Here is an 18,596-nt window from a genome sequence, read left to right on the forward strand (position 1 = left end):
GCGTACCGGGGCCGTCGGCATGCTGGAAGACGGGGCGGTGCGTGCCGGGAGGCGGGATGGGGTGTACCGCGGACCGGACTGGTTTCCATCCCGGGGTGGACGTCAGGCAAGATGGGGTGTATCTGCCCACACATCGATAGCCGGACGGTTTCTCTTGGCTGAGTACATCTACACCATGCGCAAGACGCGCAAGGCGCACGGCGACAAGGTGATCCTTGATGACGTCAACCTGAACTTCCTGCCCGGGGCGAAGATCGGTGTGGTGGGCCCCAACGGCGCCGGTAAGTCCACGGTGCTGAAGATCATGGCGGGCCTGGAGCAGCCGTCCAACGGTGACGCGTTCCTGTCGCCCGGATTCAGCGTCGGCATCCTCATGCAGGAGCCGCAGCTCGACGAGGCGAAGACGGTCCTGGAGAACGTCCAGGACGGCGCCGCCGAGATCATGGGCAAGCTCAAGCGCTTCAACGAGGTCGCCGAGCTCATGGCGACCGACTACTCCGACGCGCTGATGGAGGAGATGGGCAAGCTCCAGGAGGACCTGGACCACGCCAACGCGTGGGACCTGGACGCCCAGCTGGAGCAGGCCATGGACGCCCTGGGCTGCCCGCCCGGCGACTGGCCGGTCGTCAACCTCTCCGGTGGTGAGAAGCGCCGCGTCGCGCTGTGCAAGCTGCTGATCGAGGCCCCCGACCTGCTGCTCCTCGACGAGCCCACCAACCACCTCGACGCCGAGTCGGTGAACTGGCTGGAGCAGCACCTCTCGAAGTACGCGGGCGCCGTGGTCGCAGTCACCCACGACCGCTACTTCCTGAACAACGTCGCCGAGTGGATCCTCGAGCTCGACCGCGGCCGCGCCCTGCCGTACGAGGGCAACTACTCCACGTACCTCGACAAGAAGGCCGCCCGCCTCAAGGTCGAGGGCCGCAAGGACGAGAAGCGCGCCAAGCGGCTCAAGGAAGAGCTGGAGTGGGTCCGCTCCAACGCCAAGGGTCGGCAGACCAAGTCCAAGGCGCGTCTGGCCCGTTACGAGGAGATGGCGGCCGAGGCGGACAAGATGCGGAAGCTGGACTTCGAGGAGATCCAGATTCCGCCGGGCCCGCGGCTCGGTTCCATCGTCGTCGAGGTCGAGAACCTCTCGAAGGCCTTCGGCGACAAGGTCCTCATCGACGACCTGTCGTTCACGCTGCCGCGCAACGGCATCGTCGGCGTCATCGGTCCGAACGGCGCGGGCAAGACCACGCTGTTCAAGATGCTCCAGGGCCTGGAGACCCCGGACACCGGCTCCATCAAGATCGGTGACACGGTCAAGATCTCCTACGTCGATCAGACCCGCGCCAACATCGACCCGAAGAAGACCCTCTGGGCCGTCGTCTCGGACGAGCTGGACTACATCAACGTCGGCCAGGTCGAGATGCCCTCGCGGGCGTATGTCTCCGCGTTCGGTTTCAAGGGCCCGGACCAGCAGAAGCCGGCCGGTGTTCTCTCCGGTGGTGAGCGCAACCGCCTGAACCTGGCGCTGACGCTCAAGGAAGGCGGCAACCTGCTGCTTCTCGACGAGCCCACCAACGACCTCGACGTCGAGACCCTGTCCTCGCTGGAGAACGCCCTGCTGGAGTTCCCGGGCGCCGCTGTGGTCATCTCGCACGACCGCTGGTTCCTGGACCGCGTCGCCACGCACATCCTGGCGTACGAGGGCGACTCCAAGTGGTACTGGTTCGAGGGCAACTTCGAGTCGTACGAGAAGAACAAGGTCGACCGCCTCGGCGCGGACGCGGCTCGCCCGCACCGTGCCACGTACAAGAAGCTCACGCGAGGCTGATCGTCTTGGCACGTCACATCTACAACTGCCCGCTGCGCTGGTCGGACATGGACGCCTTCGGCCACGTGAACAACGTGGTCTTCCTCCGCTATCTGGAGGAGGCGCGCATCGACTTCATGTTCCGGCTGGCGCCGGGGGACGGTTCGCCGTCCTTCTCGGGCGGGTCCGTAGTGGCCCGGCACGAGATCGACTACGTACGGCCACTGGTCCACCGGCACGAGCCGGTGACCGTCGAGTCATGGGTCACGAGGATCGGTGCCGCGTCGCTGACGATCGCCTACGAGATCAAGGACCCGGACCAGGTCTACGTACGGGCCTCGACCGTCGTCGTGCCGTACGACCTGGCCGAGGAACGGCCCCGGCGGATCTCCGCCGAGGAGAAGCTCTTCCTCCAGCAGTACCTGGCCGAGGAGCCTGCCGCAGCATGACGGTGCCCGTGCGGTCGCTGGAGTTCACCGACCCGAGGGAGGCCGCGGATCTCGCGGCCTTCCTCGGCCGGCTGCTCCGCTACGACCGGGCCGCCGCGGTGCGGATGCAGGCGGGCGGCAGTGCGTTGGCCGTGTTCGGCAGGCCGCCGTCGTTCGAGGTACTGGCGATCCGGGCGGCGAGGCTGGCCGGTCCGCACGACTTCGACGTCACGGTGTCCGCCGGTGAACTCCTCGAAACCCTCGACACCGAGGGCCCGGCAGCCGGTTCGGGCGCCCTGCCCGCACCCGTCACCGGGCCGCCGTGGACGGGTGTCCTGCCGCCCCGCGGCGGCTGGCACGAACTTCCGGGCCTGCCCGACCCGGTCTCCTTGCGCACAGCGGTCACCGCCGCGGTGGCGGAGTTCCGCTCCCGCGACGAGGCCTTGCCCGAGGACCGCCGTACCCGGGCGGAGCGGGACCTGATCGGGCGCGAGATCTGGTCGCGCACGGTCGCCGGCACCGAACTTCCGCTGCGGGCCGTCCACGCCGCTCAGGCGCTGGGCTTCCTTCGCCCGGCGCCGGACTTCCCGGTCGCCCTGCTCGCGGCCGGCTCCTGGCTGCGGCTGCGCACCCCGTTCGGCTCGATCGCCCTGCGCGGCCCGGGCGCCGGACTCGGCACGCTCGCGGTGGCGGTGCGCCCGGGCTGAGCAACGGCGGGGACAGACAAGGGGACAGGGGCGCGTGCTCAGCCCTCGGTGTTCACCATCGAGGCGGCGGCATAGGCGAGGTAGTCCCACAGTCGCCGCTCGTGCTCCGGCGCCAGTCCGAGCTCGTCGAGGGCGACCCGCATATGGCTCAGCCACGCATCATGAGCTGCCCGGTCCACCCGGAACGGAACGTGCCGCATCCGCAGCCGGGGATGTCCGCGCTGCTCGTTGTAGGTACGGGGCCCACCCCAGTACTGCATCAGGAACAGCCTGAACCGCTCCTCGGCCGGACCCAGATCCTCCTCCGGATACATCGGCCGGAGCAGCGGGTCCTCGGCGACTCCCTGGTAGAAGCGGTGTACCAGGCGCCGGAAGGTCTCCTCACCGCCGACCTGCTCGTAGAAGGTCTGCTCCTGCAGCGTGTCGCGCGGAATCTCTGTCACCCGTCCATCGTCGCAGACGCACCGGCCGAGGACCCGGGTCCTAGGTCCTGCCTCTTCGAACTGCCGTCCGCCACGCGACGTCTGGCAGGACAGGACCTGCCCCGGCCCGGTTCCTGGCCCCTGGGGCCCCGGCGCAGGAAGGTGGAGGTATGGACGACGCGTACCCGGATCAGTTCGCCGCGGCCGCCGCCGAGGAGCGGTCGGCGATGGTGCGCGGGATCGTCGCCGGCGGGGCGCTGGGTGACCCGCAATGGCTGGCCGCGTTCGAGGAGGTGCCGCGGCATCTCTTCGTGCCGTACTACTTCGTGGGCGGTGGATTCGACCGCCTGTGGTGCGAGGACCCCGACCCGGTCAGGCGGGCGCAGTGGCTGCGCGGGGCGTACGCGGACGTGGCGCTGGCCACCCGGATACGGGACGGTGAGCTGATCTCGTCGAGCAGCCAGCCGTCGCTGATGGCCCGGATGCTCGAAGAGCTGGACGTACGGGAAGGGCAGCGGGTCCTGGAGATCGGCGCGGGCAGCGGCTACAACGCGGCGCTGCTCGCGCACCGGCTCGGTGACGACGCCGTGACCACCGTCGACCTCGACCCGGAGATCACCGAGTCGGCCCGCCGGCATCTGGCGGCGGCCGGATACCACCCGGCGGTGATCACTGGGGACGGGGCACGGGGCTGGCCCCCGCGCGGCCCGTACGACCGGATCATCGCGACCTGCACCCTGCCGTGCGTACCGCAGGCCTGGCTGGACCAGTGCACGTCCGACGCACGGATACTGGCACCGTTCGCCACCGGGCTGATCGCGCTGCGGGTACGGGAAGGGGCGCACGGAAAGTACGCCGAGGGCCGGTTTCTGCACACGCCCGCGTACTTCGTATCGCTGCGTGGCACACAGCCGCAGCCCGTGCGGCGCCCGCACACCGGCGCACTGCCGAGGCGCGTCAGCCACAACGAGCTCTTCCAGTTCCTGCTGATGCTGACCGAGGCCACCCTCGACCCGCGCGAGGCCCTCTCCCTCTGGCAGCGCGAGAGGCGCCCCGAGCGGGAGAGGTTCGGCATCACGGTCCGGGACGGGCGGCAGTGGGCCTGGCTGGACGACCCCGAGGGGCCGTACGCCTGGCCACTGTTCAGCGGGTAGCGCGGGTCAGCCCCGGCGGATCGTGATCGTCGTCCACGCCCCGACGTGCACCTGGTCGCCGTCCTGGAGTGGGACGGGGACATAGGGCCGGATCGGGTCCTCGGCGCCGTTGAGCGTGGTGCCGTTGGTGGAGTTCTGGTCGACCACGGCCCAGCTGCCGTCGGGCTGCTGCACCAGCACCGCGTGCTGGTGCGAGACGCCCGGGTCCTCCGGCGGCACGGACAGATCGATGTCGGGGGACTCGCCGGTGCTGTGCCTGCGGCGACCGACGGTGATCTGGCTGCCAGTCAGCGGAAGCTGCTGCTCCGGGGAGTATGCGGGCAGGTTGAGCCCGGTCGCCTCGGGACCGCTGCGCTGCATCATCGCCAGGAAGTACTCACGGTCCGGGGCAATGACCGCGGTCCAGGTCGCGGGCGGCTGGTTCTGGTTCTGACCCGGGAGCGGCGATTGCTGCTGCTGCGGGGCCGGCGATTGCTGCGGTGCCGGCGGTTGCGGGGCCTGCGTCCCGGACGGCGGCGACAGCGTCCAGTCGTCGTCATCGCCGGAGTGCGGCGCCTGCGGCGGGGCAGGCGGCTGGGGGGCCTGCGGGGCGGGCGGTCCGGGCCGCTCGAACGCGGGTGGCGCCGACTGCTGCTGGAACAGCGGGGGAGGCGCGGTCTGCTGCTGGAGGGGCGGCGGTGGCGGCCCCTGCTGCTGGAACGGATGCGGCGGCTGCGGTGACTGCGGCCCCGGTGACTGCGGCCCCGGCGCCGGGGGCCCGGGCCGGCTTCCCAGGTCGGGGGAGAGCGGCTCGGCCGGGCGGTTCACCTGCGAGGGCCGCGAGCCCTGGTACTCGAATGGATCGCGCTGCTGCTGCTGAGGGCTCGGCGGCTGCTTTGCCTGGAAGCCGGGCGGCAGATTGAGACCGGGCGGAGGGCCGGGAACGCTGTGGGACGGCGCCAGCGGCGTGTATGACGTCGCGGTGTTCGTGAGGAAGTTCCAGCGGCACTCCTCGCAGAACGGCGCCATCGCCTCACGCGGTGTGCGGCACTGCGGGCAGAGCTCGGCCTGCTGGGTCGCATCGGGGCCGGGGCCCTGCGGGTGGCCGTAACCGGGAGCGGGCGGCGGGGGAGGCGGCGGGGGGACCGCACCCGCAGGCGCGCCCGCTCCGGCCATGCGATGGCCGCAGACCTCGCACCAGTCATCGGAACCCGACTGGTGTCCGTTCGGGCAGGTCGGCATGTCGGCGCTTCCTCCTCTCCTCGTCCGGCCCTCGGGGGCCGTCACTTCTTGCTTGCTCTTCGCCACGCGGCGGATCGCTCCGGCCGGGCGGCCCGACTGTGCTGTGCTGCTATTTCTTGACGCGAACGGTCTTGGTGGAGCGTGTTTCGAGTGTCATCGAGTCGGCTTCCGCGACCTTCGCCTTCAGTCGCACAGTACCGGTCGCGGCATCGACGACGTCCACCACCTTCGAAAGCAGTTTCGCAGTGTCCTCGTTCCCGGACGCCGATGCCAGCTGCACCGCCCGGCCCAGTTTCGCGGTCGCGCCGTCGAAGTCTCCCGACTTGCGGGCATTGAGCCCCTGTTGGATGACTTGTGCCAGTTCCGCCTGGCCCGTGTAGTGCGCGACCTGTGGGTTGATGGAGGTGGACGCCACCATGTCCTCCGTCCACACCGCCCGTACCAGACCCTGCGAAAGGGTCTTCGGGGCTCCGCCCGACGGGCCGGGGAGGATCAGCGAGACGCGGGACGCCAGCATCTCCTGCCCGATCCCGGCCTCCGGCACCTTTACGCACACGTGGTAGTCACGGGACTCGTCTCCCCAGGAACCTGTGGGATAGTCCCCGGCGCGGGGGCCCGCTTCGGTGCGGCGGCCGGTCAGATCGACGACCGTCGGTGCGACCTGTTTCACAAACTTGATCTCGACCCCGACGGGCGTCCAGAGCCGCAGCGCGACATCCGCGACCCCCTTGCCCATCGTGTTCTCCATCATCTGCGTGAAGTCCGCGGCCAGCCCCGCCGGGTCGGCGACGATGTCGGCCGTGCCGAGCAGCGCGGAAGCTATGGCTGTGACCTCTTTCACCTCCCAGTCGGTGCCGACACCCCGGGCGTCACAGGTGAAGCGGCCTGCGCAGGATTCGAGAGCGGCCCGCAGATCCTCCGGCGCCTCGTGCTCGTTGCGCCCGTCGGTGAGGAGGATGCCGTGCCGGATCTCCACATCGGCGGCGCCGAGCAGCCGGTCGGTCAGCCGCAGCCAGGTGCCGATCGCCGTACCGCCACCGGCGCTGAGCGCACGCAGGGCCTCCTTCGCCTGGGCCTTGGTGTGCGCATCGGCGACGGCGAGCCTTCCGTTGCCCGGGTAGACCTCCTTGGCGACGTGCGTACCGCCGACCACGGCGAACGAGGTGCCGTCGCGCAGGGTGTCAATGGCCGCGGCCGTCGCATCGCGGGCGTTGCGCATCTTCGTCGGCGGATAGTCCATCGAACCGGAGCAGTCGACCATGATCACCACGGCGGCTTTCGGCGCCTGCCCCGCTACGTGCGTGGGAGTCGCAGCCGCACCGGACAGCGGGACGCCGCCGGTGGTGCCTCCTCCGGTCGAGACGACCGTGACGATCGCATTGACCTCGCGACCGCCCTCCGGCAGATATTCGTTCTGGTACACCTCGACGGAGAACTGCGGCACGTTCGACTTGGAGAAGTTGGCCATCTGATCGGCTCCTTGAGGCTCCAGGTGTCGGGCGAAGACAGCTGTGAGGGCAGAAATACGAGCAAAAGCGGGTGAAGGCGGGTAAAGGTGCCAGGGGTGGGTGGACGGAAACGGAACCAAGCGTTACGGAACGGCAGTCATGTGTTGCCGCAGGCCGATCCTGCCCCCTGCGGCGGTACGGCGAACGGCAGCAGAGCCACTGTTACGTTGTCGTGGCCCCCACCGTCGAGTGCATGACCCACCAGCACCTGGGCACCGTGCAACGGCCGCAGCTGCGCATCGGCCGGCACGACCGCGGCCATCTCGGCCGCCGATTCCGCGTAGTTCCACAGGCCGTCCGTGCACACCACCACGAGACCGGACCGGTCCGGTTTGAAGGACGCGGTGTGCGGCTCCAGTTCGTACGCGTCGGCGCCGAGCCATCCCGTGATGGCGTGGGCGCGTTTGTCCGCGTACGCCTCGGCCTCGTTCATCAGGCCCGCCGCCACCATCTGCGCGGCCCAGGAGTCGTCCTCGGTCAGCCGGGCGGGCGGGTTGGTGCGGTCGTCCGGCACCCAGTAGACGCGGCTGTCGCCGACCCAGCCGACGACCAGCAGACCGCTCGCCACCACCGCGCCGACCAAGGTGCACGCCGGGGCGTTCTGGTGGCGGTGCGGGGCGTGCTCCATGGCCTGGCCGGGATCCTCGGCCAGGGAGCTGACCGCCTCGGAGGCTGCGACGATCGCCTCGTGCATCGCCTGCTGCGGATGGGTGCCGCGCGGCAGCGACTTCAGAAGCGCTTCGTTGGCGGCGCTCGCGGCGGCCGCAGACGCCTCGTCGGGGCGGCTCGCCGATGAGACGCCGTCACAGACGATCGCGACGACGGCCGGTGAACCGTCGGGCAGGGCGGTGGTCGACAGCGCGAACGAGTCCTCGTTGCGGTGGTGGCGCAGCCCTCGGTCGCTGACGGCGGCCACCGAACCGAGCTCCTGCTCCATGTGGTCGCGCTCGCGCGGCTGGGCGTGACCGCAGTTCTCGCAGTAGCCGTCGGTGTCGACACGACCGGCGCGGCAGGCCACACACAGTTTGGTGCCGGCCGGTGGCGTGGAGGTCGGCTCCGCGGCAGGGGTACGGGGGTCGGGTGCGGGCGCGGGTGCGGGCGCCTCGGCGGACGGCGTGGACGCGGGTGCGGCCCCGGGCGCGGCCAGCTCGAAGTCGCCGGATCCGCCCGGTTCGTCGAACCGGACCGCTGCCGGGCGACCCGACCCAGCGCGGGCGGCGCTCGCCGTGCCGCTCTTGGCCGGCACGGTCATGGCGATCGTCGGGTGGTCCTGCGGCGGTTCGGGCACGGCCGACAGGTCGTACCCGCACGCACCGCAGAACAGGTCCCCCCGCTCCAGCGGCTCTTCGCAGCCGGGACACTTCGACAAGGCCGTCTCCTGGGGCTTCTGCGACATTTTCACACCCACGTCCGAGGGCGGAAACGGTTGGCCCGCTCCACCAGTTCGATCCTCTCGTCGCCGGGCTCTGCGAGCCGGGCGAGCATCCGGTACGAACGCTCCAGCCCGAAACGCAGGCCGCGCTCGTTCAGTTCACTGCCGAGCAGCGTTCTCGGCCCGGTCGACCCGGCAGGCGGGTACGGCTGCGGGGCCGAGGACCGAGCCGTTGGACTACCGGAGAGTACCCAGTCGAGCGCCGTCCCCAGCACCTCTGTCGACAACTGCTCGCGGCGCACCGCGTCCAGACCGAAACCAGCCAGCCCCGAGACCTGGGCCGCGGCGGCCATCAGATCGACGATCAGGGGTTCGTCGGGTGCGCGTTCACGCAGCCGGGCGCGCACCGCGGCGACCCGGGCCGCCGTGTAGTGGATCGACGCCTCCGGAACGGACTCCAGCGCACTGACGGCCCCGGCCCGGTTCCCGGCGGCGAGCTGCACCCGGGCCAGGCCGAACGCGGCGCTGACGAAGCTCGGGTCGGTCGTCCACACCAGCCGGTAGTACTCGGCGGCGTTGTCCAGCTGGCCCAGCACCTCCGCACAGATACCCAGCGCCAGCTTGGGCGCCGGCTCACCGGGGAACGCGTCGTACACCGCGTCGAAGGCGAGCGCCGCGTTCTCGTTGTCACCGGTCACCAGCGAGGTGACGCCGCGGTACCAGACGACCCGCCAGTCGTCCGGGTACTGGCTCTCCAGTGCCATCAGCGTCCGCCCGGCCGCACCGGGCTCGTTCATCTCCAGGCGGGCGCGCAGCTCACGCAGCCGGGTCTCCGGCGACGCCATGGGTACGGCGTTCAGCGCGGCGAACATTTCGGAGGGTGCGGTGGTCATCAGTCCGGCGAGGAAGCCCGCGTTGGGGTCGCTCGCGTCGACCCGGGGCACGGGCAGCGCGAGCGAGGTGGCCCGTGCGTCGAACCAGGCCAGCCGGGGGCCGTTCGGGTCATAGGGCCCCGACGGCGCACCGTAGCCGGTGGCCGGAACACGGGGAGCCGGAATCACCGGCCGACCGTGCGCGCCGGAGCGCCCGGACGACGCCGAAGCAGCAGCCCGTGCCCCCAGCCGTGACACATCATCCGTCAGCTCTGCGAACAACTGCGTGTCCGTGACCCGTACTTCTGTACCGAACAGCGTCGACAGAGCAGGCCGCGGCCGCCCCGTCTGCAGCGACACCACCTCGCGCAGCACACCCGTCAGCTGCTCCGCCATCTCCGCCGCCGAGGCGAACCGCCGCGCCGGATCCGGGTCGGTGGCCCGTACCAGCAGCCGGTAGAACGACTCATAGGTCCGGAACACCTCGATGTTGTCCGGGTCCGGCAGCGAGTCCACGAAGACGTTGGTGTAGCCCTGGAAGTCGAAGGTGAGCACCGCGAGTGTCCGCGCGACCGTGTACAGGTCGGAGGCGACCGAGGGACCGACCTCCACGACCTCCGGTGCCTGATAGCCCACCGTGCCGTAGATGGCCGACTCGTCGTCGTCCATTCTGCGGACCGCTCCCATGTCGATCAGCTTCAGCTGGTTCTCGGTCTGGATCGCGTTGTCGACCTTGAAGTCGCAGTACAGCAGGTTGCGGCTGTGCAGATGGCCGAGCGCCTCCAGCGCCTCGATGCCGTACGCGCACGCCTGCTCGACCGGCAGCGGATCACGCTTCCCGGCCGGGGTCCGGCGCTCGTTCGCGAGCGCCTTGAGCGCCTTGCCGCCGACGTACTCCATCACGATGTAGCCGTCGAGCGAGCCGGTGCGCTGGTCGAGATGCTCGACGAAGTTGTAGATCCGGACGATGTTGGAGTGCTCGATCTCGGCGAGGAAGCGGCGCTCCGAGATGGCGGCCGCCATGGCGTCCTGGTCACCGGTGTCGAGCAGGCCCTTGAGGACCACCCAGCGGTCGGACACCGCACGGTCGACCGCGAGATAGACCCAGCCGAGCCCGCCATGCGCCAGACAGCCCGCGACCTCGTACTGGCCGTGCACGATGTCGCCCTCGTGGAGCTTGGGCACGAAGGAGTACGGGTGGCCGCACTTGGTGCAGAACCCCTCCGTTCGGCCCGCCCGTTCGCGGCGGGCCCGGCCCACCGGTGCCCCGCAGTCCGAACGTGAACAGAAACGCTTCCGTTCCGGCACCTCCGGGTTCTCCATCACAGCGGAGCGCGGGTCGGGGCGCGGCACGTCCGGCACCTGCACCAGGCCCGCGCCCAGCTTCCCCCGGCCGGAAGACGCGCCCGTGGACGAACCGGAGGAACGCACCGACACCGAACGGGACGTGGCACCACCGGACAGCGAGCGCGAGAGCCGCCCCGAAACGGAACGCCGCGAGGTCGACGAGCGGGACGAGGAACGCGAGGACGCCCGGGACGAGCCCCGCGAACTGCTGTTACTGCCCCTGCCGCTCGCGCCACCGCCGCCCGCGATCCCGGTGGGCTGCGAACTCACCAGGCCATTCGGTGAGACCACCGGAGCCAGACCGCAGGTGTCGCAGTACAGCTCACCGCCGCCCACGTCCTCGTAACTGCCCTCGCACGCGGGGCGCTGGCACTGCGCACTCATGGTCCGTCCCCCTGTTCGCCCCGCCGCCGCAGCGGCCCTTCCACCTTGCGCACACCCGTATTCATCGCCGGTCCTCCGGTCCCGAGGTCCGGTCCTGGGACAGCAGTTCGGCCGCCGTCTCCTGGTAGCGCAGCACCGCCTGCGCGGCGACCCGCAGATCGCACGGTGCGCTCCACAGCATCCGGCGCGCCGCGTCGTACCGCTCGATCAGCAGCGGGTCCTCGGCCATACCGTGGCGGGCGACCTTCGCCTTGTACGCGTCGAGCCTGCCGCGCAGCTCCGCCCGTACGGCCAGCGGAGCTGTGACCGCGGTCAGCGACTCACGGGCCCGCAGCAATTCCTCCTCGGCCTCCCGCTCCAGCGTCTCCAGGAGCGGGGAGAGCCGGTGCCACTGGGCATTCCTGCGGTACTCCGAAGCGGCGGCCAGCCGCTCCTGAAGTGCGGTCGCCGGGCCGCTGACCGCGGGCACCTCGGAGGCGGCGATCTTCGCCAGTACCTCGCCGCGCGCCGACCGGGCCTCGGTCAGGGTGCGGTCCGCGCGGGAGAGGACATCACGCAGGTGGACCAGACGCTGCTCGGCGTCCTGCCGGACCGCGAGCACCGCTTCGATCTCGCGGCGTACGTCGTCCAGGGCGCGGGCCGCCCGGTCGTAGCGCGTCGTGTCGGGGCGTCCGCCGCCGGGCGCCGAACTGCCGGGGCCCGACAGCCAGAACGCGAGCGGATCGGAGATCACCTGGCCCCGCAGTGCGGTCAGTTCACGGGTGATCGCCTCCAGGTCGTCGCCCGCCGGGTGCTCCCCGGGGCGCACGCCGACGGAGTGCGCCAGCGAGCGGGTGCGGTGCAGTTCGGCGGCGAGGAGATCTATCCGGGCGGGCAGCGCGGACCACACGGAGTCGGAGGCGACGACCATGTCCAGCGAGCGGGCGTACAGGTCGTTCATCCGGGCGACCAGCTCCTCCAGCGTGAATCGCTCGGAGAGCTTGGCCGGGCCCGTGACCGACGGGCCGGGGGGGCCGGCCGCATGGGCCACCGTGACACCCTGGCCGCGCAGCAGTTCGGTGAGGGCCACCAGGTCGTCCCGGTTGGGGTGGCGACGGCGGGCCCGCACCGCGCGGGCCTCGGCCAGCGCCCCCGCGTACGCGTCGAAGTACTTCCACAGCAGCGTGATCGACTGCTCGGTGGAGACCCAGCGTTCCTTGGTGACACCGGTCAGATCCGCGCCCTCCAGGAGCCGGCGGCCGGCGTGGTCCTGCAGGGCGAGGAGCGAGGTCTCGATCGCCTCGTGCTCCGCGCCCAGCCGGGCCAGCGCACGGTCCGCCTCATCCCGGTCCATGACCGGGCCGGGGGGCCTGGCCGCATAGCCGGGGAAGGGGCCCGCGCCCATCGATCACCTCTCCGCTCTTCTGCCGGGACAGGCCCGGCAGGATCAGTGCCACTGCCGCACCGGCCGGTCCGCGCCTGCGCGCACACCTGGCCGGCCCGGCGCTAGTTGCTCCGGTACTTGGGGGCAGGCGGCGCAGATATACCCGGCAGACCGGCCTCCAGCCACTTCCGGTACGACAGCATCCAGGGGCTGTTCGCGCCACCGCTGCGGTAGTCGACCAGCACCTGGTTGACCCGGGCCACCAGGTCGTTCGCACCGAGTTTCGTCGCCACGCCGTAGTACTCGGTGGTGAACGGCTTGTCGCCCTTGAGCTCGACCGCCGGGTCCTGAGCCGCCTGTCCGGCCGCCAGCGCGTTGTCCGTGACCACCGCGTCGACCTCGCCCATCTGCAACCGCACCAGGCAGTCCAGCTGGTTGGGGACGGTCAGCTGGTCCTCGTCCGCCACGGTGCCGTCGTGCGGGTCCTTGAAGACCGAGCCGAACGACTGCTTCTCCAGCGCCTCGTACGCGGTGGAGCCCTCGGCCGTGCAGACCCGCTTGCCGGCCAGGGACTTGTCGAACCCGCTGATCGTCGACTTCTTCGGCGCGAGGACCTGCTGCCCGGCCTGGAAGTAGGCCGTGGAGAACGAAACCTGTTCCAGTCGGCTGCAGTTGATGGTCATCGTCCGGACGACGACATCGACCTTGCCGTTCTCCAGGGCGGCGACCCGCTGGTTGGTGGGTATGGCGCGGAAGATCACCGCGTCGGGATCGCCCAGGATGTCCCTGGCGATGGCCCGCACCAGAGCGATGTCGAAGCCTTCCAACTCGTCGCTCTCCGGATTGCGGTACCCCCAGCTGAAGCTGTTCTGGTCGACGCCCGCGATCAGCTTCCCGCGTGCCTTGATCTTCGCGATGCTCGGACCGTCGGCGCTCGACGGCGGCAGGCTCGCCTCCGGGTCCGTGCACTCGTCGGCCCGCGCCTGCACCGCCCGTGCCGTACCCGACCCCGAGGCGTCGTCGACGAGGGCGTCGGCGCCGCCGTGGGAGAGCGGCAGCAGGGTGAGCGACGCCGTCACCGCGCAGGCCACGGCCATGCCCGTCACTCCGCCCCAGCCGCGTAGCCTGCCGCGGGCGGACCCAGTGCGCATCCTGGCCATCGCTCCCCCTCTCACCGGTACTCCGAGAGCCTGCGGTTGACCCCGAGGACCGCGGCGAGAGCCCCCAGTGCGGCGAGCGCGGCAGCCCCGATCGGCAGCCCGCCCAGCGCCCCGCGCCCATGCTTCGCGGCCCGGGCGAACTCGCTCTGCTCATGGGCGAGTGCCTGCTCCAGCGCTTCGTCCACGCGGTTGAAGGACTCACCCGTGGAGTCCTTCGGCCCGATGATCTGCTTCAGCGCGCCCTTGTAGTCGCCGCTGTCATCGGTCGTGCGGGCGGTCCGGTGGCGGCTCTGCCACTCGGAGACACCGTCGACGGCGTTTGCCACCGGCCCGCTCCCCTGGGAGTCGTCGGCGAGCCTTCCGGCCTTCCCCAGCTCTTCGCCGAGGGCCTTCATGCCCGTGTTGAAGTCGGTCTCGTACTTGTCGTTCCTGCCGTCCGGGGTGAGTACTGCGCCGCGGGCGACAAGCGTGAGGTTCTCATTGGCGCGCGCTTTCAACGAGTCGATCCGCGCATGGTTGAGAACATCGAGGGACTGCTGCCCATGTACGTCGGCGTCCAGTAGTGCGGACCGCGCCACTGTGTGCCCCACAGCCAGCCACAGCAGCACCACAGTGGACGCGGCGGTCGCCACGAGCAGCCCTTGGTTGAAGACCCGGTTCGTCCTGCGGTAGTTGCGCCGCTGCGCCCAGAACAGTGCGGCCAGTGTCACGACACCGAGCCCGAGCGAGAGGAACGGCCAGGCCCTGGCCGAGTCGTTGTCCCGGTCGAGCCGCGCGGTCTCCGCCGTGTACAGCCGCTCGGCGGCCGGCAGCAGTACGTTGGTCATCTTCTGGTTCGCGTACCGGAGATACGCACCGCCCAGCGGCAGCCCCTGCCGGTTGTTGGCACGGGCCTGCTCGATCAGACCCGCGTACCCGGGAAGTTCCTCGTTGAGCGTGGTGATCTCGCGTCCGGAGGCCGTCGACGCGTCCGTGTTGGCCGCGGCCTTCACCAGCAGCCGGGATGCCTCCTTGATGTCCTTGTCGTACTGGTCACGGACATCCTGCGGCTCCTGCGCCCCGGCCAGGAAGCCGCTCGCCGCCGCGGTGTCGGCATCGGCCAGCGAGCGGTAGATGTCCGCCGCGTCGGCGCTCAGCGGCTGGCTGCGTCTCACCACGTCGTCGGCCGCGGCCGCCCGGTCGGCGGTCTCGAACGCCGTCACGGCCCCGAACGCCACGACGAGCAGGGCCAGTACGGCCCCGACGATCCGAAGCCTGTCCGGCTCGGTCGTCGCCGCAGCCCGCAGCCGGTCCGCCGTCGCCGACCAGGCACCGCGCTGCGGCGGAGCGGGTACGGTCGCGGGCACGGGCGGCTGCGCCCGCGCGTGTCCCGGCGCCGTGCGTACATTCGGCGGGTATGTCACTTGACCTCCCCCTCGGTCACTGACGGTGGCCCGGACCCCGGCCGATCGGAGAACTGGTACCCGGCCAGAAGTATGGCCGCAGGGACCGACATCCACACCAGGAACGCCTGGATCCTGCATTGGTCCACGGATGGCAGTCACACGCATTCGATCAAGGCCTGAGCCGCCGATCAAGCCGATCGGCGGACCAAACCCCGAAGCGGACCGATCCCCCACTCATGAACACGTCCGGGACAACTGAACGGTTCCCGTGCGCAAGGTGCGTCCTGCGACGCGAAACGCCGCAGGACGCACCTAACGACCTCGGGGGAAATCCGTCTCAGCTGTACTGCGCACGCAGCCTCTCGTGCACCCCGTCAGACGCCCCCGTGTGATCCAGGCCGAGCAGCGCGGCCCCCAGGACCGGAGGCTCCGTCACCACCCGGACCAGCGCCTTCGGGGCACGTGCCGCGAGGAGTTCGGCGATCCTGTCGTCCAGCTGCGGGTGGTGGGCCGCCAGCACGCCGCCGCCCAGCACCACCGGCGCCTCCTCGTCCAGCAGACCAAGCCTGCTCAGCGCGACCGACGCCATCGCGACGACCTCCTCTGCCAGCCGGTCCACCAGCGCACCCGCCACCGGGTCCCCGGCCGCCGCGGTCGCGAAGAGCACCGGAGTCAGTTCGTGCCGGCGCTCGAATCCGAACCGGCCCAGATGCAGCGCCTCGATCAGCGCGTACATCGAGTCGAGCCCGAAGTGCCCGGGCAGGGCACGGGCCAGTTCGGTCGGTTCACCGCGGCCGTCCTCCGCCCGCGAGGCGAACCACATAGCCTCCTCGGCCAGACCCGAACCGCCGCCCCAGTCACCGGATATCCGGCCAATGGCGGGGAAGCGCGCGGTCCGTCCGTCCGGGACCATGCCGACACAGTTGATCCCCGCACCGCAGACGACGGCCACACCCCGCGGCTCGTCCACCCCCGCACGCAGAATCGCGAAGGTGTCGTTGCGCACCTCGACCGTGGATCCCCAGCCACGGGCACGCAGCGCCGCCGCCAACTGCTCCTCCTCCACCGGAAGATCGGCGTTGGCGAGACAGGCCGACACATGTGCGACGGAGCCGACCGGTGTGCCGGACAGCTCCAGCGCCCGGCCGACGGCCGCACCGAGAACGTCCACGGCCGCCTCGATCCCCACGACCGGCGGCTGGAAGCCACCGCCGCGGGCCGCCGACAGCACTGTTCCGTCCTCACCGATCAGTGCCACATCGGTCTTGCTGTTCCCCGCATCGATCGCGAGGACCAAAGCGTTCACGCCCACGCCAGGTGCTCCCGGTTGTGCGCGATCAGTCTGTCGGTGAGCGCCTCGGCGTACTCGAACTGACCGATCAACGGGTGCGCGAGCAGCGCCTTGAACACCCGGTCGCGGCCTCCGCGAAGCGCGGCCTCCAGGGCGAGGTCCTCGTACGCCGTCACATTGGCGATCAAACCGGCGTACAGCGGGTCCAGCTCAGGTACGGCGAGCGGGGTGGCACCCGTTCCGTCGACCCTCGCCTGCACCTCGATCACCGCGTCGTCCGGCAGGAACGGCAACGTTCCCCTGTTGTACGTGTTGACCACCTGCACAGCGGCGCCGCCCGAGCCGAGCAGGCAGGACGCCAGGTCCACGGCCGCCTCCGAGTAGAAGGCGCCGCCGCGCTTGGCGAGCAGCGCGGGCTTCTCGTCCAGCGCCGGGTCGCCGTACATGGCGAGGAGTTCCTTCTCCATCGCGGCGACCTCGGCCGCCCGCGACGGCTTGGTGCCGAGTTCCCGTACGACCTTGTCGTGCGCGTAGAAGTAACGCAGGTAGTACGAGGGGACGACGCCGAGCCGGTCGACGATCGCCCGCGGCATGCGAAGGTCGTCCGCGATCGTGTCGCCGTGCTCGGCGAGCAGCTTCGGCAGGACGTTCTCGCCGTCCGGACCGCCGAGGCGGACCCCGAGCTCCCAGGTCAAGTGGTTGAGCCCGACATGGTCGAGGTGCACCTCACCGGGTGTGACATCGAGGAGCCTGGCGAACTTCCGCTGGAGGCCGATCGCCACATTGCACAGCCCGACGGCCTTGTGCCCGGCCTGGAGCAGCGCCCGGGTGACGATGCCGACCGGATTGGTGAAGTCGATGATCCAGGCGTTCGGGTTGGTACGGCGGACGCGATCAGCGATGTCCAGGACGACGGGGACGGTGCGCAGCGCCTTGGCGAGGCCGCCGGCTCCGGTGGTCTCCTGGCCGATGCAGCCGCACTCCAGCGGCCATGTCTCGTCCTTGTTGCGGGCGGCCTGGCCACCGACGCGCAGCTGGAGCAGGACCGCATCGGCGTCGGCGACGCCCGCGTCGAGGTCCGAGGTGGTGACGATCCTCCCGGGGTGGCCCTGCTTGGCGAAGATCCGCCGGGCGAGGCCGCCGACGAGTTCGAGGCGGTCGGCCGCCGGGTCGACGAGCACGAGCTCCTCGATGGGCAGCGTGTCCCGCAGCCGGGCGAAGCCATCGATCAGTTCAGGTGTGTAGGTGGACCCGCCACCAACTACTGTGAGCTTCATAGGTCAGCCCTTTACTCCGGTCAGTGTGACGCCCTCGACAAAAGCTTTTTGAGCGAGGAAGAAGACGAGGATCACGGGGGCCATGACCAGTACGGTCGCGGCCATGGTCAGGTTCCAGTCGGTGTGGTGCGCGCCTTTGAAGGATTCCAGACCGTAACTGAGTGTCCAGGCGGCCGGGTTCTCGGAGGCGTAGATCTGCGGGCCGAAGTAGTCGTTCCAGGCGTAGAAGAACTGGAAGAGCGCGACGGCGGCGATGCCCGGCTTGGCCATCGGTACGACGACCTTCAGCAGGGTGCGCAGCTCACCGCAGCCGTCGACCTTCGCCGCGTCGAGGTACTCGTCCGGGATGGTCAGCAGGAACTGTCGCAGCAGGAAGATGGAGAACGCGTCACCGAAGGCCATCGGGATGATCAGCGGCCAGAGCGTGCCGGACATGTCCAGCTGCTTCGCCCAGAACAGATACATCGGGATGACGACGACCTGCGGCGGCAGCATCATCATCGCGATGACGAGCATCAGCGAAAGATGCCGCCCGCGGAAGCGGAACTTGGCGAGCGCGTACGCCACGGGCAGTGACGAGACGACCGTGAGGACGGTGCCGAGCCCCGCGTACAGCAGTGTGTTCTTCCACCAGGTCAGAAAGCCCGGGGTGTTGAACACCTTCTGGTAGTTGCTCCACTCGAAGGGGTGCGGCCACAGATCGCGGGTCAGCGCCTGCTGGTCGCTCATCAGCGAGGTGAGCAGGAGGAAGACGAACGGCAGCACGAAGAAGAGCGCGGCAGCGACGCCGAGCGCGTGCACGGCGATCCAGTTCAGCAGCGCCTTGCGGCGTGCCGTGCGTTCGGCCGGGGTGATCGGGTCGGTCGCCCGGTCGGCTGCCTTGAGGGTGTCGAGAGCTTGCGCCACG

Annotated in this window: 15 protein-coding genes; 4 read left to right on the forward strand and 11 right to left on the reverse strand. The window is 70.3% G+C overall.

All coding sequences use genetic code 11. The features are described from left to right. Nucleotides 1–154: 154 nt before the first annotated feature. Genes ettA through ABT115_RS06330 form a run of 3 tightly spaced genes read left to right on the forward strand, consistent with a single transcriptional unit; the run spans nt 155 to nt 2,933 of the window. Nucleotides 155–1,819, forward strand: a complete 1,665-nt coding sequence (gene ettA, locus ABT115_RS06320) for an energy-dependent translational throttle protein EttA (RefSeq protein ID WP_351784631.1) — start codon at nt 155–157, stop codon at nt 1,817–1,819. A gap of 5 nt (nt 1,820–1,824) precedes the next feature. Beyond that, nucleotides 1,825–2,247 carry an acyl-CoA thioesterase gene (locus ABT115_RS06325; RefSeq protein ID WP_351784633.1) on the forward strand — a complete coding sequence of 141 codons (423 nt, stop codon included), beginning with the start codon at nt 1,825–1,827 and terminating at the stop codon, nt 2,245–2,247. Then, nucleotides 2,244–2,933: a DUF8010 domain-containing protein gene (locus tag ABT115_RS06330; protein WP_351784635.1), complete on the forward strand. Its 690-nt coding sequence runs from the start codon at nt 2,244–2,246 to the stop codon at nt 2,931–2,933. The genes ABT115_RS06325 and ABT115_RS06330 overlap by 4 nt, the downstream gene beginning before the upstream one ends. Before the next feature lie 38 nt (nt 2,934–2,971). On the opposite strand, the gene ABT115_RS06335 is transcribed toward ABT115_RS06330, so the two are convergent. Beyond that, the gene (locus ABT115_RS06335; protein ID WP_351784637.1) at nt 2,972–3,376 is read right to left on the reverse strand and encodes a globin; all 405 of its coding nucleotides are present in this window, start codon (nt 3,374–3,376) and stop codon (nt 2,972–2,974) included. A gap of 149 nt (nt 3,377–3,525) precedes the next feature. On the opposite strand from ABT115_RS06335, the gene ABT115_RS06340 reads away from it, so the two are divergent. Then, complete coding sequence (locus ABT115_RS06340; RefSeq protein ID WP_351784639.1) at nt 3,526–4,509, forward strand: methyltransferase domain-containing protein; 984 nt, start codon at nt 3,526–3,528, stop codon at nt 4,507–4,509. 6 nt (nt 4,510–4,515) lie between these two features. Here ABT115_RS06340 and ABT115_RS06345 read toward each other — a convergent pair whose 3' ends face one another. The 10 genes from ABT115_RS06345 to ABT115_RS06390 all read right to left on the reverse strand — a co-directional run bounded on the left by ABT115_RS06345 (nt 4,516) and on the right by ABT115_RS06390 (nt 18,595). Beyond that, complete coding sequence (locus tag ABT115_RS06345; protein ID WP_351784641.1) at nt 4,516–5,730, reverse strand: FHA domain-containing protein; 1,215 nt, start codon at nt 5,728–5,730, stop codon at nt 4,516–4,518. A 109-nt stretch (nt 5,731–5,839) separates the two neighbouring features. Further along, a complete protein-coding gene (locus ABT115_RS06350) occupies nt 5,840–7,198 on the reverse strand; it encodes a vWA domain-containing protein (protein WP_351784643.1) in 1,359 nt (452 codons plus the stop codon). A gap of 137 nt (nt 7,199–7,335) precedes the next feature. After that, nucleotides 7,336–8,634, reverse strand: coding sequence for a PP2C family protein-serine/threonine phosphatase (locus ABT115_RS06355; protein ID WP_351784645.1), 1,299 nt, complete (start codon nt 8,632–8,634; stop codon nt 7,336–7,338). A 2-nt stretch (nt 8,635–8,636) separates the two neighbouring features. Continuing rightward, a complete protein-coding gene (locus ABT115_RS06360; RefSeq protein WP_351784647.1) occupies nt 8,637–11,213 on the reverse strand; it encodes a serine/threonine-protein kinase in 2,577 nt (858 codons plus the stop codon). Between the two features lie 61 nt (nt 11,214–11,274). Then, nucleotides 11,275–12,597: a hypothetical protein gene (locus ABT115_RS06365; protein ID WP_351784649.1), complete on the reverse strand. Its 1,323-nt coding sequence runs from the start codon at nt 12,595–12,597 to the stop codon at nt 11,275–11,277. 101 nt (nt 12,598–12,698) lie between these two features. Next, nucleotides 12,699–13,736 (reverse strand): glutamate ABC transporter substrate-binding protein, encoded by a 1,038-nt coding sequence (locus ABT115_RS06370; RefSeq protein ID WP_351784651.1) that lies wholly within the window; start codon nt 13,734–13,736, stop codon nt 12,699–12,701. Nucleotides 13,737–13,747: 11 nt separating this feature from the next. Then, entirely contained in the window at nt 13,748–15,139 is a 1,392-nt protein-coding gene (locus ABT115_RS06375) for a GlnX family signal transduction membrane protein (RefSeq protein WP_502969037.1), read from the reverse strand. A gap of 319 nt (nt 15,140–15,458) precedes the next feature. Beyond that, a complete protein-coding gene (locus ABT115_RS06380) occupies nt 15,459–16,433 on the reverse strand; it encodes an N-acetylglucosamine kinase (RefSeq protein WP_351784653.1) in 975 nt (324 codons plus the stop codon). Next, nucleotides 16,424–17,689 carry a 6-phospho-beta-glucosidase gene (locus ABT115_RS06385; RefSeq protein WP_351784655.1) on the reverse strand — a complete coding sequence of 422 codons (1,266 nt, stop codon included), beginning with the start codon at nt 17,687–17,689 and terminating at the stop codon, nt 16,424–16,426. The genes ABT115_RS06380 and ABT115_RS06385 overlap by 10 nt, the downstream gene beginning before the upstream one ends. Nucleotides 17,690–17,692: 3 nt before the next feature. Then, nucleotides 17,693–18,595 (reverse strand): carbohydrate ABC transporter permease, encoded by a 903-nt coding sequence (locus ABT115_RS06390; protein ID WP_502969038.1) that lies wholly within the window; start codon nt 18,593–18,595, stop codon nt 17,693–17,695. Between the last annotated feature and the right edge of the window lies 1 nt (nt 18,596).

Origin of the sequence: Streptomyces sp. NPDC001832 (assembly GCF_040297265.1) — a bacterium.
GTDB lineage: Bacteria > Actinomycetota > Actinomycetes > Streptomycetales > Streptomycetaceae > Streptomyces.